The 17,278-nt window shown below is 30.8% G+C and carries 20 protein-coding genes; 7 read left to right on the top strand and 13 right to left on the bottom strand.

Annotated features, from left to right (window positions below; translation table 11 throughout):
- Window positions 1-10: 10 nt before the first annotated feature.
- Complete coding sequence (locus tag WH52_RS11845; protein ID WP_086031168.1) at window positions 11-937, bottom strand: dihydrodipicolinate synthase family protein; 927 nt, start codon at window positions 935-937, stop codon at window positions 11-13.
- A 165-nt stretch (window positions 938-1,102) separates the two neighbouring features.
- Between WH52_RS11845 and WH52_RS11840 the strand changes: the two genes are divergently transcribed.
- Window positions 1,103-1,948: an AraC family transcriptional regulator gene (locus WH52_RS11840; protein WP_086031167.1), complete on the top strand. Its 846-nt coding sequence runs from the start codon at window positions 1,103-1,105 to the stop codon at window positions 1,946-1,948.
- Between the two features lie 47 nt (window positions 1,949-1,995).
- Here WH52_RS11840 and pckA read toward each other — a convergent pair whose 3' ends face one another.
- Together pckA and WH52_RS11830 are read right to left on the bottom strand one after the other, a co-directional pair.
- Window positions 1,996-3,603 carry a phosphoenolpyruvate carboxykinase (ATP) gene (gene pckA, locus WH52_RS11835; protein ID WP_086031166.1) on the bottom strand — a complete coding sequence of 536 codons (1,608 nt, stop codon included), beginning with the start codon at window positions 3,601-3,603 and terminating at the stop codon, window positions 1,996-1,998.
- Window positions 3,604-3,687: 84 nt separating this feature from the next.
- A complete protein-coding gene (locus WH52_RS11830) occupies window positions 3,688-4,071 on the bottom strand; it encodes a DUF423 domain-containing protein (protein WP_086031165.1) in 384 nt (127 codons plus the stop codon).
- A 78-nt stretch (window positions 4,072-4,149) separates the two neighbouring features.
- On the opposite strand from WH52_RS11830, the gene WH52_RS11825 reads away from it, so the two are divergent.
- The gene (locus WH52_RS11825) at window positions 4,150-5,520 is read left to right on the top strand and encodes a saccharopine dehydrogenase family protein (RefSeq protein WP_086031164.1); all 1,371 of its coding nucleotides are present in this window, start codon (window positions 4,150-4,152) and stop codon (window positions 5,518-5,520) included.
- 179 nt (window positions 5,521-5,699) lie between these two features.
- The gene (locus WH52_RS11820) at window positions 5,700-6,551 is read left to right on the top strand and encodes an alpha/beta fold hydrolase (RefSeq protein WP_086031163.1); all 852 of its coding nucleotides are present in this window, start codon (window positions 5,700-5,702) and stop codon (window positions 6,549-6,551) included.
- A gap of 2 nt (window positions 6,552-6,553) precedes the next feature.
- On the opposite strand, the gene WH52_RS11815 is transcribed toward WH52_RS11820, so the two are convergent.
- Together WH52_RS11815 and WH52_RS15070 are read right to left on the bottom strand one after the other, a co-directional pair.
- The gene (locus tag WH52_RS11815) at window positions 6,554-7,273 is read right to left on the bottom strand and encodes a tRNA1(Val) (adenine(37)-N6)-methyltransferase (protein ID WP_086031162.1); all 720 of its coding nucleotides are present in this window, start codon (window positions 7,271-7,273) and stop codon (window positions 6,554-6,556) included.
- Complete coding sequence (locus tag WH52_RS15070; RefSeq protein WP_262509543.1) at window positions 7,273-7,404, bottom strand: hypothetical protein; 132 nt, start codon at window positions 7,402-7,404, stop codon at window positions 7,273-7,275. The genes WH52_RS11815 and WH52_RS15070 overlap by 1 nt, the downstream gene beginning before the upstream one ends.
- Window positions 7,405-7,509: 105 nt before the next feature.
- Here WH52_RS15070 and WH52_RS11810 point away from each other — a divergent pair, with 105 nt between their 5' ends.
- A complete protein-coding gene (locus tag WH52_RS11810) occupies window positions 7,510-8,247 on the top strand; it encodes a DUF1223 domain-containing protein (protein WP_086031161.1) in 738 nt (245 codons plus the stop codon).
- 25 nt (window positions 8,248-8,272) lie between these two features.
- On the opposite strand, the gene mnmD is transcribed toward WH52_RS11810, so the two are convergent.
- The 3 genes from mnmD to WH52_RS11795 are packed head-to-tail and all read right to left on the bottom strand — an operon-like array spanning window position 8,273 to window position 9,909.
- A complete protein-coding gene (gene mnmD / locus WH52_RS11805) occupies window positions 8,273-8,944 on the bottom strand; it encodes a tRNA (5-methylaminomethyl-2-thiouridine)(34)-methyltransferase MnmD (RefSeq protein WP_086031160.1) in 672 nt (223 codons plus the stop codon).
- A gap of 1 nt (window position 8,945) precedes the next feature.
- The gene (locus WH52_RS11800; RefSeq protein WP_086031159.1) at window positions 8,946-9,401 is read right to left on the bottom strand and encodes a hypothetical protein; all 456 of its coding nucleotides are present in this window, start codon (window positions 9,399-9,401) and stop codon (window positions 8,946-8,948) included.
- Window positions 9,391-9,909 (bottom strand): DUF4920 domain-containing protein, encoded by a 519-nt coding sequence (locus tag WH52_RS11795; RefSeq protein ID WP_086031158.1) that lies wholly within the window; start codon window positions 9,907-9,909, stop codon window positions 9,391-9,393. Before WH52_RS11795 ends, WH52_RS11800 begins: the two co-directional genes overlap by 11 nt.
- A gap of 122 nt (window positions 9,910-10,031) precedes the next feature.
- On the opposite strand from WH52_RS11795, the gene WH52_RS11790 reads away from it, so the two are divergent.
- The gene (locus WH52_RS11790) at window positions 10,032-11,081 is read left to right on the top strand and encodes a branched-chain amino acid aminotransferase (RefSeq protein WP_086031157.1); all 1,050 of its coding nucleotides are present in this window, start codon (window positions 10,032-10,034) and stop codon (window positions 11,079-11,081) included.
- A 64-nt stretch (window positions 11,082-11,145) separates the two neighbouring features.
- Window positions 11,146-12,060 carry a TlpA family protein disulfide reductase gene (locus WH52_RS11785; RefSeq protein WP_086031156.1) on the top strand — a complete coding sequence of 305 codons (915 nt, stop codon included), beginning with the start codon at window positions 11,146-11,148 and terminating at the stop codon, window positions 12,058-12,060.
- A 40-nt stretch (window positions 12,061-12,100) separates the two neighbouring features.
- On the opposite strand, the gene WH52_RS11780 is transcribed toward WH52_RS11785, so the two are convergent.
- The 3 genes from WH52_RS11780 to WH52_RS11770 are packed head-to-tail and all read right to left on the bottom strand — an operon-like array spanning window position 12,101 to window position 13,903.
- A complete protein-coding gene (locus WH52_RS11780) occupies window positions 12,101-12,487 on the bottom strand; it encodes a pyrophosphohydrolase domain-containing protein (RefSeq protein ID WP_086031155.1) in 387 nt (128 codons plus the stop codon).
- A 2-nt stretch (window positions 12,488-12,489) separates the two neighbouring features.
- On the bottom strand, window positions 12,490-13,170 hold the full coding sequence (locus tag WH52_RS11775) for an HAD family hydrolase (protein WP_086031154.1): 681 nt from the start codon (window positions 13,168-13,170) through the stop codon (window positions 12,490-12,492).
- 1 nt (window position 13,171) lies between these two features.
- Window positions 13,172-13,903, bottom strand: a complete 732-nt coding sequence (locus tag WH52_RS11770) for an SDR family NAD(P)-dependent oxidoreductase (RefSeq protein ID WP_086031153.1) — start codon at window positions 13,901-13,903, stop codon at window positions 13,172-13,174.
- A gap of 39 nt (window positions 13,904-13,942) precedes the next feature.
- Here WH52_RS11770 and WH52_RS11765 point away from each other — a divergent pair, with 39 nt between their 5' ends.
- Window positions 13,943-14,158, top strand: a complete 216-nt coding sequence (locus WH52_RS11765) for a hypothetical protein (protein WP_233131560.1) — start codon at window positions 13,943-13,945, stop codon at window positions 14,156-14,158.
- Here WH52_RS11765 and WH52_RS11760 read toward each other — a convergent pair.
- Window positions 14,155-15,078, bottom strand: coding sequence for an ion channel (locus WH52_RS11760; RefSeq protein WP_086031152.1), 924 nt, complete (start codon window positions 15,076-15,078; stop codon window positions 14,155-14,157). The two genes, WH52_RS11765 and WH52_RS11760, sit on opposite strands and share 4 nt — an antisense overlap.
- Window positions 15,079-15,206: 128 nt before the next feature.
- A complete protein-coding gene (locus WH52_RS11755) occupies window positions 15,207-17,240 on the bottom strand; it encodes a dipeptidyl-peptidase 3 family protein (RefSeq protein WP_086031151.1) in 2,034 nt (677 codons plus the stop codon).
- Window positions 17,241-17,278: the final 38 nt, after the last annotated feature.

Below are 17,278 nucleotides of genomic sequence, written 5' to 3'. Positions count from 1 at the left end.
TCTCCTAAATTTAATGTACTAATTGTAAACTCTTATAATCTGGTAAAGCTGGACGATTTTTCAATCCGCTTTCTATTACTTGCTCAACATGAGATCTTTCATCTCCTATTAAAGGTAATCGTGGTGCTCTTACATTTTCTGTTCCTATACCAGTAGCAACTTCAGCAAGCTTGATATTTTGCACTAATTTTGCGTTGATATCTAACTCTAACAATGGTAAAAACCATCTGTAAATTTCTAAAGCTTCTTTAATTCTTCCTGCTTTTTGCAACTCGTAAATAGCAACTGTCTCTTTTGGAAAAGCACATACCAAACCAGCAATCCAACCATCTGCTCCCATTAATAAACTTTCTAAAGCTAGTGTATCTACTCCAGTCATTATCTTTAGTCTATCTCCAAAATTATTTTTGATTCGAGTCACGTTAGAAATATCTCTTGTAGATTCTTTTACAGCTTCTATATTACCACATTTTAACAATTCATCGAACATTGACAAGGTAACCTCAATTCCATAATCTACTGGATTGTTATACACCATAATTGGTAATGATGTATTGTTAGCCACAGCTTTAAAGTATTCAACAGTTTCTCTACCATCTGCTTTATACCTCATTGGTGGCAACATCATTAAACCTCTAGCTCCATCTTTCTCAGCTTTTTGAGCTGCCTCTATAGCCGCTTTCGTAGTTTGTTCTGCTATATTAATAAGTACAGGAACTTTACTTTTAACAATATCAACCGTTTTTTGAGTTAATATACTTTTCTCTTCATTCGTTAAAGTACTTGCCTCTCCTAATGTTCCTCCTAAAACAATTCCGTGAACTCCTGCTTCTAATTGTGCCTTAATATTTACTTCAAACATATTTAAGTCTAAAGTATCATCATTGGTAAATTTAGTTGTTACTGCAGGCATTACACCTTTCCATTCTATGCTCATTGTGTTTTATTTTTCTATACAAAATTACCTAGCAAGTTGTCTTTTTGGTTTATCTATATTAACACACACTAATATTATATTATCTTTTTAAACAACACAACAGTTATTAAAAGGTATTATTTGCATATTTTTACATAGTCATGATAATTAAGTATTACATATAAAATGAAAGTTTTTCCCTTTAAAATTCCGAAGACTCAAAATATTGGACTCATTTATCAAGAAGATAAAGAAGAAGTTTTTTATGATAAATTACATCAGCATGAAGAGATTCAAATATGTGCTATTATTAAAGGTGAAGGAACTTTAATTGTTGCTGATACTGTTAGTGATTATAAAACTGGAGATATTTTAGTTATTGGAAGTAATTTACCCCATGTTTTTAAAAGTGATACGACAGCTATTAAAGAGTCATTTATGATTTCTCTTTTTTTTACTAAAAAATCATTTGGTAAGTCTTTTTTTGAACTTGACGATTTTAAAGAGCTTCAAAACTTTTTTTCTAAATCTATATCCGGATTAAGAATTATGAATAATCAAACTAAAATTATAAATCAGTTTTTATTACTTCAACATCAAAATAATTTAGAACGTTTTATTAACTTTTTTAAAATACTAAATATCATTAATAAATCTAAAAGTAGTTCTCTTTCAAACTTTATTTACCCTCGAAAATATACAGATAATGAAGGTAAAAGAATGAGAAATATAATGGATTATACTATTCATAACTTTGATAAGAATATTGATTTAGATACCATAGCCAATGAAGCAAACATGACTCCTAATGCGTTTTGTAGGTATTTTAAGCAGAGAACCAACAAAACCTATTTTACTTTTTTAAACGAACTAAGAATTGAAAATGCTTGCAAGCTTTTAGGTAATAATAATGAATTAACAATTAGCGAAATTGCATATCAAAGTGGTTTTAAAAACCTTTCTAATTTCAATAGAAAATTTAAAGATTATAAAAAAGTAGCTCCCAGAGATTATAGAAAAGTTATCGCATAAAAAAAGCACTCAGTATTTGAGTGCTTTTTTATTATATCTATTTTCGATTATTTAGTTGGAGGTCCTCCCGCTAAAATTTCATCATTTGCATATTCTTCAAACTTCTTAAAGTTCTCTCTAAATGAATCTGCTAATTTGTGTGCAGTTTCATAATAACCTTCATCATTGTTCCAAGCTTGACGCTGGCTTAATAATTCTGAAGGAACCCCAGGACATTGTCTTGGTTGTGCCAATCCAAATACTGAATGAATATGGTAATCTTCGTGTGTAATTTCTTCAGGTAAACCACCAGTTAAAGCTGCATTAATCATTGCACGTGTATACTTTAACTTCATTCTATCTCCAACTCCGTAAGGACCAGCAAACCAACCTGTGTTTACTAACCAAACGTTTACACCAGTTTCTTTCATTTTTTTGCTTAACATCTCAGCGTATTTTGTTGGATGTAATGGCATAAATGGTGCACCGAAACAAGCTGAAAAACTTGGTTGCGGCTCTGTAACTCCTGCTTCTGTACCCGCTACTTTAGCAGTATATCCTGAAATAAAGTGGTACGCGGCTTGACCTGGTGTTAATTTAGATATTGGAGGCAATACTCCAAAAGCATCAGCAGTTAAGAAAAATATATTCTTAGGATTTTTACCGATTGATGGAGTTTGAATATTTTCAATATGATAAATAGGATAGCTTACACGAGTATTTTGCGTAATAGAAGTGTCTGCAAAATCTACATTTCCTTTATCATCCATAATTATGTTTTCTAAGATCGCTCCTCTCTTTATAGCTCCATAAATTTCTGGTTCTTTTTCTTGAGAAAGATCAATTACTTTAGCGTAACATCCACCTTCAAAATTAAAAACAGTGTTTTCGTTAGTCCATCCGTGTTCGTCATCTCCAATTAAACTACGGTTAGGATCTGTAGATAAAGTCGTTTTTCCTGTTCCTGATAATCCGAAGAAAATAGCGGTATCTCCATCTTTACCAACATTTGCAGAACAGTGCATTGGTAACGTATTTTTAAATACTGGTAAAATAAAGTTTAATGCAGAAAAGATTCCTTTTTTAATCTCTCCTGTATAACCTGTACCACCAATTAATGCTACTTTTTTAGTAAAGTTTAAAATAGCAAAGTTGTGTTGACGAGTTCCGTCAACTTCTGGATTAGCCATAAAACCTGGAGCATTTACAACTGTCCATTCTGGTGAGAAGTTTTTTAACTCTTCTTCAGTAGGACGTAAAAACATGTTATAAGCAAACATATTGCTCCAAGGATATTCGTTTACAACACGAATATTTAATTTATAATTTTCATCAGCACATGCATAAGAATCTCTAACAAACACTTCTTTGTTAGATAAATATGCTGTTACTTTATCGTATAATTTATCGAATTTTTCTGAATCAAAAGGAATATTGATGTCTCCCCACCAAATCTCATCTTTAGTTATGTCGTCTTTTACAATAAAACGATCCATTGGTGAACGTCCTGTAAACTCTCCTGTTCTTACAGCTAAAGCACCAAAACTAGTATTCTCTCCTTGTCCTTTTTCAATTGTGATATCGTGTAACTCATCAGAAGTCAGTTGGTAACGCACCGTAGCTCCTTCAATTCCTAAGTCATCTAACGAAATCGTTTTCGTATCAAGATTTGTCATCTTAAATGATTTTAGTTGTGTTTTATTTTAGACAAAAATAGTTCTTTTTGTCTAAACTCATCTATCATTAAAAAATTTTATTAACTAAGTGTTTTTAATAACTTTTTTAACAAACTCAATAGTTAGTATTAACCATCCTATAATAAAGAATACTCCTCCTAATGGTGTAATAAACCAAATTGATTTTGCTGACACACCTAATAAATAAATGCAATAGATTGAGCCCGAAAACAAGAGAATTCCTACAATAAATAAGTAGCTAATTCTATTCTTCATTTTTTCTGAAAAACCTTCATACATATTTACAAATAGCAACACCAACACATGATACATTTGATATCGAATTGCAGTTTCAAAACTATTTAAAGCTTCAGGACTTAGTTTTGTTTTTAAAGCATGAGCACCAAAAGCTCCTAAGATTACTGCTAACATTCCTAAAAAAGCAGCTATTGTTAAATTTTTATACATTTTTATTGTTTTTGTTTAATTTTAAACTTTTTTAACGATATTGTCGCCTCAAAATTCAGACAACAAAAGTACAGTATAATGAGAAAAATATTGATAATTGGAGCTGGTAGATCTAGCTCTTCTCTTATAAAATATTTATTAGATAAATCTTCAACAGAAAACTTACATATAACTATTGGTGATGTATCTGTTGAAAACGCACAATCAAAAATTAATAATCACTCAAATGCATCTGCTATACAATTAGATGTATTTAATGCAGATCAAAGAGTAGAAGCTATTAAAAATGCAGACATTGTTATTTCTATGCTTCCAGCTCGTTTTCATATTGAAGTTGCTAAAGATTGTGTTACTTACAACAAGCATATGGTCACGGCTTCATACGTTTCTAAAGAAATGCAAGAGCTAGACGAAGCTGTAAAAGAAAAAGGTCTTGTTTTTATGAACGAGATTGGTTTAGATCCTGGTATTGATCACATGAGTGCAATGCAAATTATAGATCGCATTCATGACCATGGAGCTAAAATGCTATTATTTGAATCGTTTTGTGGGGGATTAGTAGCTCCTGAAAGTGACACCAACTTATGGAATTATAAATTCACATGGAATCCAAGAAATGTGGTTTTAGCGGGTCAAGGTGGTGCAGCTATGTTTATTCAAGAAGATACTTACAAATACATCCCTTATCATAAATTATTTAGAAGAACAGAGTTTTTAGATATTGATGGACATGGAAAATTTGAAGCATACGCTAATAGAGATTCTTTAAAATACAGAAGCGTTTATAACTTAGATGATGTACCAACAATGTATCGTGGTACAATTAGAAAAGTAGGTTTTTCAAGAGCTTGGAATGTTTTTGTTCAATTAGGAATGACTGATGATTCTTATACTATTGAAGATTCAGAAAACATGAGCTATCGTGACTTTACAAACTTATTCTTAGCCTATTCTCCTACTGATTCTGTGGAATTAAAATTCCGTTCGTATCTAAAAATTGATCAAGATGATATTATGTGGGATAAATTCTTAGAATTAGACATTTTTAATCCGAATAAAAAAGTTGGTTTGAAAAATGCTACTCCTGCCCAAATATTACAAAAAATATTATCTGAAAGGTGGACTTTAGAGCAAGAGGATAAAGATATGATTGTAATGCATCATAAATTTGGTTATCAATACAAAGAAGAAAAACGCCAAATTGAAAGTAGTATGGTCATTAAAGGAGATGATCAAACATACACTGCAATGGCAAAAACGGTTGGTTTACCAGTTGCTATGGCTGCATTACGTATCTTAAACGGAGAGATTAAAACTCCAGGAGTACAACTACCTATTAAAAAAGAAGTTTATGAGCCTATCTTAAAAGAACTAGAAGAATACGGAATTACCTTTGTAGAGAAAAAAGTTCCTTATTTAGGATATAATCCTGACAGTTTAAGAGGTTAAAATATTTTCAACGCCAATAAAAAAAAGACACTAACTATTTAGTGTCTTTTTTTGTTTTTACAATCTTCTTCGCAACATCTAAAAAAAGAATAAATTCTTTCTTGATTCTTAATAAGATTCCTATTAGTTTTGCTGGCTTTTAATACAACTATCATAAACAAAACCATAACATTAGCATAATGAAAGCATCAATACTTTATAAAGCAATTTTATTTCTTTTTGTATTTCAATTTAGCATTATTAATGCACAAAAAAAGTTTAGTACTCCTTACGGAAATAATAAAGAAGAAGGGAAGTTTGCAAAGGTAAACGGAACTAAAATTTATTATGAAGAATACGGTACTGGAGAACCTTTATTAATTATTCATAGCTGTGGTACAGATATTAAAGCTATGGAATATCAAATCGACTATTTTAAGAGCAAGTACAGAGTTATAGCTGCTGATAGTAGAGGTCAAGGAAAATCAGAATTAAACACTAAAGAATTAACTTATAACCAAATGGCTACCGATATGGAAGCTTTGGTTAAACATTTAAAATTAGACACTATTAATATTCTTGGGTGGAGCGACGGTGGAATTATTGCGCTAAAAATGGGTATTAACAACAATGTAAAAATCAACAAGATTATTACAATGGGTGCTAATTTAAGACCAGACACTACTGCAATTAATAAATGGGCGCATAAACAGGTTAGAGAAATGCATTCTCAATCTATAAAAATGATTAAAAAAGGTGATAAATCTAAAAACTGGGAAACCGAATTACTTTTAGACAAGTTATTATTAAATCAACCAAATATTACTCATACTGAATTACAAAAAATCACTGCACCTGTACTACTTATGATTGGAGATAGAGATATTATTAAAAACGAACATGCTGTTGAAATTTTTGACAATATTAAAAAATCTCAATTATGTATTATGCCAGGTACAAACCACGGAGCACCTCGTAATAATGCCAAAATGTTCAATGAAATTGCCAATATCTTTTTAACAAATAAGTTTGATTATAACGAAGAGAATTAAGACTACATTTTTAAATAAAAATCTTTCGTAAGGTTTATATAGGCATCAGTATACTGGTGCCTTTCTTTTTCTATAATAAGTTCTTCTGTAGATATTTCTTTTTCTTGGAACGAAAAAGTTAGCATACTTCTTTTTACATCAGAGTTTTCGTTTCCTTTTACTCTACAAACTTTACTCAAGAATAAACCTTGTTCTTTAGCTAGAACACTAAAACTCTCTTCTTCTTGAAACGGAATAATAACTGAAAACATTCCATCTCTAGACAGTATTTTTGAAACTCCAGTTAACAACTCTTCAAAAGACAATGAGGAAGTAAAACGTGCTTTATTTCGAGATTCATCTTCAGTTTCAAAAGCATTTGTGTAAAACGGAGGGTTCGAAACAATAATATCGTATTCTTCTTCCTCTTCTTGCATTTCTTCAGCAAACTCAACAAAGGAAGCATTGTAGCAAAATAAACGATCTCCCCAATCAGATTGCTCAAAATTTTCTACCGTTTGTTCATACGCATTTTCATCTATTTCTACTGCATCAATAGTCATTGCATCACTACGTTGGGCTAACATTAATGAAATAATTCCTGTGCCCGAACCAACATCTAAAATTGCATCTGGGTATTCGCCTAAATCACACCATGCTCCTAACAAAACTGCATCGGTACCTATTTTCATTGCTGTTTTGTCTTGATGAACTGTAAATTGTTTAAACTGAAACGGTTTCATTATAGAATTTTATCTAAGATTTTTTCAGCATTAAAAAACAAATACAACACCAAAATTAAAAGTGCTATTAAAAACAATCCTTTCTTTGGGTTACTCTTTCTTCGTTTACCAAAACGTCTTTCAAACTTCATTCTCTACATTATTATTAGGCTTCGAAGATATATATTCTATTTCTAACTCTGTTAAAAAAGTAAGGTTTTCCGTTTTAGTTCGCCTAAATGCACAAACCATTTTGAATGAACAAACTACTTCTTTTTACATTTCTTATAAGCTTGTCTATTTTTTCTCAAAAAGAAATTACTAAAAATCAAGATTCTTTTTTAGTCTTCCAATTATTTACCTCTCAAGGATGCAGTAGCTGTCCTCCAGCTGATTATTTATTAGAACAGGTTAAAAAAGAAACTGCTAATAAAAATGTAATTGTTATGTCGTACCATGTAGATTATTGGAATCGTTTAGGTTGGGTAGATCCATTTAGTTCAAGAGAATTTACAAAGTTGCAATATACCTACGGAAAAAAATTTAATAGTAATAGTGTGTATACTCCTCAACTTGTTATTAATGGAGCTGAACATTTTGTGGGTTCTAATAAAACGAAAATAAAACAACGATTAAATAAATATGATACTTTTAAAAGCTCTAATAAAATTATTTTAAAGAATACTAAATCAAAAAATAATTCTATCTCTACTTCTTACGAGGTCTTAGGAAGTACTGAAGGAAAGAGTATTGTTTTTGCATTGGTTTTAGAAAGAAAATCAACCTTTGTAAAAAGAGGCGAAAACTCTAATAAAAGTATTACCAATAGTAATATTGTTATCAAACAAATTTCAAGTTCTATCAATAATGAGGATGGTAATTTTGATATAGAAATTCCTAAAGATTACTTACAAGAAAACAATTTACGTTTAATAGCTTTTACTCAAAAAGAAAATTTAGAAATTACAGGAGCAACTCAACAAATATTAAAGTAAAATTATGAGTTACTCCTGATTTATTTTACAAAGTTTTTGTTGCTCTTAGCATTTCTCTTTTTCCTGGAGGCCCTGGTAAACGTTCAACCAAAAAACCAGCGGCTTGCATTGCTCTTCTTACACTACCTTTTGCAGAATAAGTAACTAAAACTCCATTCTCTTTTAGAGCTTCGTACATGATTTTAAAAATAGCTTCTGTCCATAAATCAGGTTGAACTCTAGCTCCAAATGCATCAAAATAAATAATGTCGTAACATTCTTTATCATCAATTTCTTTAAAGAATTGCTGACGCTTTGTTAGCCAAAAACTATCATTTATTTCATGTTTTTCTCCCCAAGAAGCTGCATGCATTTTATTGAAAAATGTTCTATTCTCTTCAGCATTTAATTCAGCAACATAATTCAATTTTGTTACTTCTTCTACCGCTACAGGATACGCTTCTACTCCAACATAATTAGTTAAAATATCATTTTCAATAAACGTAATAAAACTATTTAAACCTGTACCGAATCCTATTTCTAAAATTGAAATTTCATTAAGTTCTTTATGAGTTTCTTTGAAATACTCTAACCCGTTTTTAATAAAAACATGATACGCTTCTTGAATAGCTCCATGTTTAGAATGGTATTGTTCATTCCATTCTGGTAAATGAATTGTCGTAGAACCGTCGGACGTTATGATTATTTCTCTCTTCAAATTATTGAATTGCTAACTTTTGTATTCTTGGTATTGGACCTGAACATCTGTTTGTATGACATGCCACACAAGCATTTACAACATTATTAAATTGTTCTTTTCTTTTTTCTTTTGCAACAGTAAAAACTGCTTTTTGCATTTGTTCGAAATGCTTAGCATAGGTAGGATAAGTATCATCGTATTTATCGCTACTTGTTAGTTTCGCCGTATGAATCTTTAAAAAAGCTTCGTTAAAATCACCTATATCTTCTTTGTCAGCAATTATTTTTTCTCTTAATTCTTGATTACTTTTTAACATTTCCCTCATTAACATTGACATTTCTGAAGGCTGATATATGTTAAATTTCTCAGGAACTTTGGTAGTAATGGTAACTTTATCTTTAGATGGAAACTGTTTGCATTGCAGCAACAGTCCCGCTAAAGTTATAATTATTGATAATTTGAAATTACTTTTCATTAACTGAAGACTCTAATAAAACTCCATCAGCTAAAAAAGAGTAAGTAGTTTTTGGTTTCGTTATTTTAGCAATTTCTTCTTCAGATTTCCCTGCATCTTTTGCATAGTGTTGTAATTCTTCTACAGAAACTTCATTTTTAAATGCTTTCCCATTTAAAACTACTTTACTACCAGCAGAATTCATTGGTAAGAAAAACGCATAATCTTTAAATTTCACAAAAGACTTCTTATCCTTATTTAAAGGTACTTTAATCCAACATCCTTTTTTCTGACATACGGCATCAATTGTACTTACAAACTTAACATCAATTGTGTCTCCAACATTCATTTCTTCAAACTTTTTTGTCATTGCTTCTTTATCTATAGCATTGTCATTAGAAATTTTTTCTCCAAAAGACACATATTCAACTTTTACCTCTTCTTGTTTTTTATTTTCTTCTTTCTTACCCACCTTACAAGCTGTAAGTAAAACACTTAACAACAGACCAAGACATAGTATTCTTTTCATTTTTAAAAGTTTAAAATTAATAGCATTACAAAGATAAAGATATTTACGAAAGTCATTGGTTTAAAACCATGATTATAAGGCGACTTTTTGTATCTTCGTAGCACTTCAAAAACAGGGGAAATATGGATATTGACATTCAATTAATAGAACAATCAAAAATTGATTCAGTAGATTTTAATAACTTAAATTTTGGACGCACTTTTTCTGATCATATGTTTACGTGTGATTTTAAAAACGGAGAATGGACGAATCCAAGAATTACACCATATGCTCCTTTTACATTAGAGCCTTCTGCAAGAGTTTTTCATTACGGACAAGCAGTTTTTGAAGGAATGAAAGCTTATAAAGACGATAATGATGATATTTTCTTGTTTAGACCAGATGAAAACTTTGATCGTATAAACAAATCAGCAGAACGTTTAGCAATGCCCCCTGTAGCAGAAGATGTATTTTTTGAAGGATTAAAAAAGTTATTACATTTAGAAAAAAAATGGATTAAAAAAGGATTAGGTAATTCTCTTTATTTACGTCCTTTTATTATCGCCACAGAAGGTGCAATTGCTGCTTCTCCTGCTGAAGAATATAAATTTATGATTATATGTTCTCCTGCTCAATCGTATTACGGAGGAGATGTTCGTGTAATTATTGCTGAAAAATACAGTCGTTCTGCAGATGGCGGAGTTGGTTATGCTAAAGCTGCTGGTAATTATGCTGCACAATTTTACCCAACAAGTCTAGCTCACAAAGAAGGTTACCAACAAATTATTTGGACAGATGCTAGCACGCACGAATATTTAGAGGAAGCGGGTACCATGAATATTTTCTTCAGAATTGGAGATAAACTTATTACAGCTCCTAATAACGATAGAATTTTAGATGGTGTTACAAGAAAATCAATCATTCAATTGGCAAAAGACAATAATATTGATATTGAAGTAAGACGTGTTACTGTTTCTGAAATTAAAGACGCTGCAAGAGTTGGTGAATTAAAAGAAATTTTTGGTTCTGGTACTGCTGCAGTAATTAATCCTATAAAAGGTTTTAAACACGATAAAGATTCATTTGAATTAGCTGATCAAGAAAATTCATACGCACGTTTTTTCAAAGAAAAATTACTAAACATTCAATACAACAAATCAGAAGATAAACACGGTTGGCGTGTTAAAATTTGATAAATTCATAATTTTTAGTACTTTAGTATTATCATCCCCCTTAATTAACATAAAAAACTAGCAGATGAAAGACGTCATGCCAGCAATCCTCTCAGTAGTTCTTAGCTATGCTATTTCTACATTTGGGTTAAACATGTATTTAGAAAAAGCGGGAACAAGCACCTCAAACTCTAAAGAAAAAGTAGTAGCAGTAAAAAAGAAAACTGAAACTCCAATCAAGAAAAAAAAGGTAGAGATTGCTAAAAAAACACCTACCAAAACTCCATCTAAAATAGAAAAAAACATTTCTGTTGATAGTAAAGACATTCAGAAAAGCTATGAAAACTGGAATACTTACAACAAAGAAAACATAGACTTAATGTCTAGCTTCACAGCTATTGACGATAGCGGTAAAAAAGTTGGAAAAGAACTTTTCTTAAACTTACTTAGAACTGGACTTTACATTCCTATAAAAACTGACAAACCATACAACTATCAATTGGTAGAAATTAATGCTGATGCCGATTCTAAAATCAAAAAAACTATTAGAAGTGCTGCAAAAATTGCAGTAAAATATCACAATATGGAAGGAAAAAAACTTCCTGAATATGATTTTGTAGATATAAATGGAGTTTCATACAATAAGAAAGACACAGAAGGTAAGTTACTTGTTTTAAAATGCTGGTTTATTACTTGTAAAATTTGTGTTGAAGAATTTCCTGAATTAAACGCATTGGTAGATCGTTATAAAGATGAGAACGTTGAGTTTGTAAGTTTAGCTTTTGACAAAGGAGATAAACTAACAGAGTTTTTAAAAACAAAGCCTTTTAAATATTCTGTTATTCCAGAACAAAAAGACTACATGAATAAAAAACTGAAAGTAAAACAATATCCAACCCACGTAATTGTAGATACTGACGGAACTATTTTAAAAATGACTAACAATGTTCGTTCGCTTACTCACGAACTTGATAAGATAACAGGCAAGAACAACTCATAAAATAACAAAAACCGCAAAATTACTTTTGCGGTTTTTGTTATCATTCATTCAAAATTTCTTCAATATTTGGTTTAAAGTAATTAGGGCCTTTTAACACTTTACCATCTTCTCTGTAAATTGGTTTTCCATCTTCTCCTAACTTACTCATATTACTTCGTTGAATCTCATTAAAAACCTCTTCTATCTTATGCTGCATACCGTGTTCTATAATGGTTCCACATAAAATATATAGCATATCTCCTAAAGCATCTGCTACCTCAACCAAATCATTATTTTGAGCTGCTTCAAAATATTCTTCATTTTCTTCTTTCATTAAATTGAAGCGAAGTAGATTTCTATCTTCTCCGATATGAGCAGTTGGTTCGTTTTTAATTCCTAATCCGAATGCTGTATGAAATTCGTGTACTGCGTTTATTTTGTTTTTCATATTTAGTTTATGTTGAATATTTTTTCCATTTTTTGTAGACTAAATTCAGTCCAATCATTTATATGATATTGTACATTTTGCTTTTTGAAATCGGATACATTTTTTGTATTCACACCAACAAAATGTAAATTTAAGTTTCTTGCTGTAGTTACATCCCACAAGCCATCTCCAAAAGAAATAATAGATTCAAATTGTGCTACTCCATAATAATCTTGGGCTTTCTTTATAGAGGCTTTTACAATTTCTTCTCTTGTAAAATAATTATTACATGATGACAATACATTTGGAATAAAATTAATTCCTACTTGTTCTAACTTTAATAATGCTGGCTTATGAATTGACCCTGTTGCAAAACAAATTGCATAATCAGTTTCTTTTAATAAAAAATCTATTGTTTTTTGAGCTCCTCTTACTTCATGAGTTTGTGGATAACTCATAAATTTCTCTGTCATTACCTTTTCAAATTCATCAATAAGGTCTAAGCTAAATTCTTTTTTATGAGTTTGTTCATAATTTTCTTTAAAAATGTAACTATCAGTAGCATGGGTGTATTCTTTCCAATCGGTATTTACTCTATCAATTCCAAAATGCTTCATTGCAAATAGTAAAGAATCGGTATGCTTTTCTTCACTTTTGGTTAAGGTATCATCTATATCAAGAATTATTAATTTATTCTTTTCCATATTATGTTGCCATTTTTAATAATTGAGCTGGAACTATTTTAAGTACCCAAGCTATTAACCTCCATCTTTTCGAAATATAAGCTACTCTTCTTTTCTTTTTTATTGCTGAATAAATTTGCTTTGTTGCCTTTTCTAAAGGAACCATCCAAAAGATTCCATCTCCTAGTGCCATAGCAGTATCAACAAAACCTGGGCGAATGTCGGTTACAAAAACCTTCTTAGATTTTATTGTTTTAGTTTTTATATACAAGCCTTCTAAATAGGCTTTTTGATAAGCTTTTGAAGCAAAATACGCCGGAGCTGCTCTGCTTCCTCTTAATGATGCTATTGAAGAAATTCCAACTAAATGTCCGAATTGCTGTTCTCTAAAAAGATTATATGCTAAATCATATAATTTTGTAACTCCAACAACATTCGTTTGTATGGTTTCATTTTCCTTTTCCCATTCTAATTTAGAATTTACAAAACCTACACCCGATGATTGAATAATTAAATGTACCTCTCCTAATTCAGAAACAATTTCTTTAAAAACTTTTTCAACTTCATCTATTTGTTGGATATCGTTTTGTTTTATAATGATTTGATTTGGATTTTGCGCTTTAATCTTTTTTAATTCTTCTAATCTTCTTCCAGTAATTGCAACAATATATCCGTCTTTAACTAATAATTCTGCCAAACGTTTTCCTATGCCTGAAGTAGCTCCAAAAACAATTGCTGTTTTAGTTTTTCTCATTATAAAATCATTCTTTAACTTTGCTAAAAATACAACTTTATGTTTATACTTATTGCTGCTAAAATGTTTACCACTGGTAGAATTATCTTTGCTAGTTTTTTTGTTATTGCTTTCTTAGCTTTAATGATTTTTAGCTATAAAAAAGATGCTAAGAATAATAAAAAATATTATCAAAATGGTGCTTTATATGTAGCTATAGGTATTATTACTGTTATTGCGCTTTTATTTCTTTCTAAATTTTTAATTAAAGGTTAATTCATTCTCGTTACCTCATCTAAATTATCGTGGTCTAAAACTGTAAAACCTTCTTCATCAAAACTAAACGAAGGTGTATATTTTACTCCCGATTTAAGGTCTTCTGAAAAATCATAAGAAGTTATTTGATATACTTTTTGTCCGAATGATTCTTCATGATATTGAATAAGCGCATAGAGCTTTGCTTCTAAGTTCTCTATTTCTTTATCTGAATATTTAAACAACGGACTTTTGTCATCTATCTCATGAACTATTGTCCAAACCGTAGGTAAATACATTATTTTATCACGCTCTAGTTTTAATCGATAGAACTCTCTCTTATATTCACCTTCTTTATTTTTTTCATTTATTGAAAGTGTTACCGTAATTTCTGGTTCTATCATAACCGTTTTTCTACTATTCATTAAACGAAACATAATTGCTCTGTGCTCTTTAAAATCTCTCAAGAGCACATTATCACTAAAGTGAATTGCTGCTTTTGCCTTAGAAAATCTTCCATACAACAACCCTGTTATAAATGAAAAGCTCAACAGCCCTATCATGGCTTCAAAAGCTGCTATTAAATTGGCTGTCACTCCTTGGGGTGCTATTCCCCCATACCCTACAGTAGTTAAGGTTTGTGCACTAAAAAAGAATCCGTTTAAAAAATCATCTAAAAAATTACCTCTTGAAGGTGTTATTTCTTCAATACCAATTGCCATATATACAAAACCGAATACAATATTTAACAAAGTATATCCTAGAAGCACAAATAGAAAAAATTGCCACCAAGTAAGTTCGATAAAGAACGTATATAAATCGTCAATATTGAATTTTTTATTCAGGTGAATTACGTTAGAACTTCCATCTTTATTTACAATTCCTTTGATATTTTTCTTTGAATTATGTCCTAACCCAGGATCTTTAATCTTCTTTGCCATACTACTTACTTTCTGCTTTAAAAATACAAAAAACCGACACTTTTAAAGCATCGGTTTTTAAATTCAATTATCGCTAGCCTTTATGTGATTCTGAAATAGATTCAGAATGACATTTTTCGAGGCAAAGCTTAGTTCTTTGTTGGTAAGAAACTATAGTTTTTAGCGTAAAACTTCATTTGTTCTTCAAAAGTTTTAGGCTGCGCAATGGTAATATCTGTAATATTTCCTTCTGCATCTACTACAGGCTCTAAAACTGGATTTACAAATCCACTATATGGAGCTGATGTAAATTGTTTGTTACGATCTAATACCTCTTTATGTATTGCTTGATCTACTTTTACACCATAACCTTCTACCAATGCTTTCGCTGCGTCAAAATCTCCTTCTGACTTGATTCTCTGTGTTTCTTTTAATAAGCGTCCGAAAATATCGCGTAACTTCATATAATCGTTTACCACAAAAAATGTTTTACCATCCTTCACTACTTTTTCAATTACGTTGTCTTTCTTTCCTTGCTCAAAAGCCCAAGCAGATACCCATTGACGGTTTACCATGTGATCTTCTTCAATATCATCACCTAAATTGATACGAATTAATTGTGTCATTAATCCATTTCTAATATATCCGTCATAAGCAGCCTTTCCTACTTTTTGCCAATCATCTACTAATCCTAACTCTTGTAATTTTGGATCCATTAAATAGTACAATCCTACTAAATCTGCTCTACCTTCTTCCATAGTAGACGCGTAATTTTTTAAAGTCTCTTTTGGTTGTCCTATTCCGTCATTAATTTTTCCTGAAGCATGACCAATCACCTCATGTAAAGCCGTGTGTAATTTATCTGCTAACTTTCCGTATTTAATCTCTAAATCAATTTCTTCTTGATCGTGTGCAAACTCTTTTAAACGTCCGGTACCACCTGCATTGTTATAAGAACCTATAATGTTTCCTAAAGACACTGATTTAGACCCATGTTCTTGACGAATCCAGTTATTATTTGGTAAATTCACTCCAATTGGTGTACTAGGTGATGCGTCTCCTGCCTCTCCTGCAACGTTTACCGTTTTATAAGAGACTCCTACTACATTTTCTTTTTTATGTGCTGGGTCTAAAGGTGAATTATCTTCAAACCATTGTGCATTGTCTGATAATACTTTCATCTTTTTAGACATGTCAAAATCTTTGATTTCAACAATAGTTTCATACGAACCACGGTATCCTTTTGGATCATTATATACTTCAATAAATCCGTTTATCCAGTCAATATTTCCTTCGGTAGATTCAACCCAAGCAATTGCATATTGGTCCCAAGTATCTAAACTTCCTGTTTTATAATACTCAATTAATAACCCTAAAGCTTTTGCTTGCTTTTCATTCTCTGCTACTCCTTGTGCTTTTTCTAACCAATAAATAATTTTATCGATTGCAGCTCCGTACATTCCTCCAGACTTCCATACTTTTTCAACAAGCTTTCCGTCTTCTTTTACTAATTTAGAGTTTAAACCTGCTTCTACTGGCTTTCCTTCTGGTCCTTTGTATGCAGTTGCGTAAAATGTTTCAACATCTTTATTAGTAATATCTGGTCCGTAAAAATTAACCGCAGATGCCAATACATTATCAACTCCTGCTTTTTTGTTTACTTTTTTATTGTCTTTATTGTTAAAGATTACCGCTAAAGCATCTGCTGATAATTCGGTATTTGTTTCTTTTAGCAAACTTTCTAAATACTCTTTAGAAAATTCAGCTTTGATTTTATCGTTTGAATAGTGATGGTGAATTCCGTTTGAAAACCAAACACGCTTCAAATACGTAGTAAACTTTTTAAAGTCTTCCGAATTTCTATCTCCTTTAAACTCATCATTTATTTTTTCTAAAGTTCTTCTAATCTCTAAGTTATGACGATAGTTTTGGTCCCACATAATATCACGTCCAGCTAAACCTGCTTGTGTTAGATAGTACACTAATTTCTTTTCTTTTAGTGTTAACTCATCAAAACCAGGTATTTGGTAACGTAATACTTTAATATCTGCAAATTGTTCAACTTCGTATTCAAAAGCTTTTTCTGTTTTTGTTTCTACCTGTGGTTCTTTTTTATTTTCTACACCACAAGAAACTAATAAGCTCGCTGCTATTGCAGTACAAAGCATGTATCTTAATTTCATTGTATAAATATTTAAATTGATTTTTTTTGTTGGAGGCT

This window comes from Tenacibaculum holothuriorum (assembly GCF_002120225.1).
Classification (GTDB): domain Bacteria; phylum Bacteroidota; class Bacteroidia; order Flavobacteriales; family Flavobacteriaceae; genus Polaribacter; species Polaribacter holothuriorum.
This window is presented reverse-complemented; position numbering and strand designations above follow the sequence as displayed.

Excerpts from the sequence above, each read along its gene's own strand:
- WH52_RS11845 (WP_086031168.1), bottom strand. The coding sequence starts at position 937 with ATGAGCATAGAATGGAAAGGTGTAATGCCTGCAGTAACAACTAAATTT.
- WH52_RS11840 (WP_086031167.1), top strand. The coding sequence starts at position 1,103 with ATGAAAGTTTTTCCCTTTAAAATTCCGAAGACTCAAAATATTGGACTC.
- pckA (WP_086031166.1), bottom strand. The coding sequence starts at position 3,603 with ATGACAAATCTTGATACGAAAACGATTTCGTTAGATGACTTAGGAATT.
- WH52_RS11830 (WP_086031165.1), bottom strand. The coding sequence starts at position 4,071 with ATGTATAAAAATTTAACAATAGCTGCTTTTTTAGGAATGTTAGCAGTA.
- WH52_RS11825 (WP_086031164.1), top strand. The coding sequence starts at position 4,150 with ATGAGAAAAATATTGATAATTGGAGCTGGTAGATCTAGCTCTTCTCTT.
- WH52_RS11820 (WP_086031163.1), top strand. The coding sequence starts at position 5,700 with ATGAAAGCATCAATACTTTATAAAGCAATTTTATTTCTTTTTGTATTT.
- WH52_RS11815 (WP_086031162.1), bottom strand. The coding sequence starts at position 7,273 with ATGAAACCGTTTCAGTTTAAACAATTTACAGTTCATCAAGACAAAACA.
- WH52_RS15070 (WP_262509543.1), bottom strand. The coding sequence starts at position 7,404 with ATGAAGTTTGAAAGACGTTTTGGTAAACGAAGAAAGAGTAACCCAAAG.
- WH52_RS11810 (WP_086031161.1), top strand. The coding sequence starts at position 7,510 with ATGAACAAACTACTTCTTTTTACATTTCTTATAAGCTTGTCTATTTTT.
- WH52_RS11800 (WP_086031159.1), bottom strand. The coding sequence starts at position 9,401 with ATGAAAAGTAATTTCAAATTATCAATAATTATAACTTTAGCGGGACTG.
- WH52_RS11795 (WP_086031158.1), bottom strand. The coding sequence starts at position 9,909 with ATGAAAAGAATACTATGTCTTGGTCTGTTGTTAAGTGTTTTACTTACA.
- WH52_RS11790 (WP_086031157.1), top strand. The coding sequence starts at position 10,032 with ATGGATATTGACATTCAATTAATAGAACAATCAAAAATTGATTCAGTA.
- WH52_RS11785 (WP_086031156.1), top strand. The coding sequence starts at position 11,146 with ATGAAAGACGTCATGCCAGCAATCCTCTCAGTAGTTCTTAGCTATGCT.
- WH52_RS11780 (WP_086031155.1), bottom strand. The coding sequence starts at position 12,487 with ATGAAAAACAAAATAAACGCAGTACACGAATTTCATACAGCATTCGGA.
- WH52_RS11775 (WP_086031154.1), bottom strand. The coding sequence starts at position 13,170 with ATGGAAAAGAATAAATTAATAATTCTTGATATAGATGATACCTTAACC.
- WH52_RS11770 (WP_086031153.1), bottom strand. The coding sequence starts at position 13,903 with ATGAGAAAAACTAAAACAGCAATTGTTTTTGGAGCTACTTCAGGCATA.
- WH52_RS11765 (WP_233131560.1), top strand. The coding sequence starts at position 13,943 with ATGTTTATACTTATTGCTGCTAAAATGTTTACCACTGGTAGAATTATC.
- WH52_RS11760 (WP_086031152.1), bottom strand. The coding sequence starts at position 15,078 with ATGGCAAAGAAGATTAAAGATCCTGGGTTAGGACATAATTCAAAGAAA.
- WH52_RS11755 (WP_086031151.1), bottom strand. The coding sequence starts at position 17,240 with ATGAAATTAAGATACATGCTTTGTACTGCAATAGCAGCGAGCTTATTA.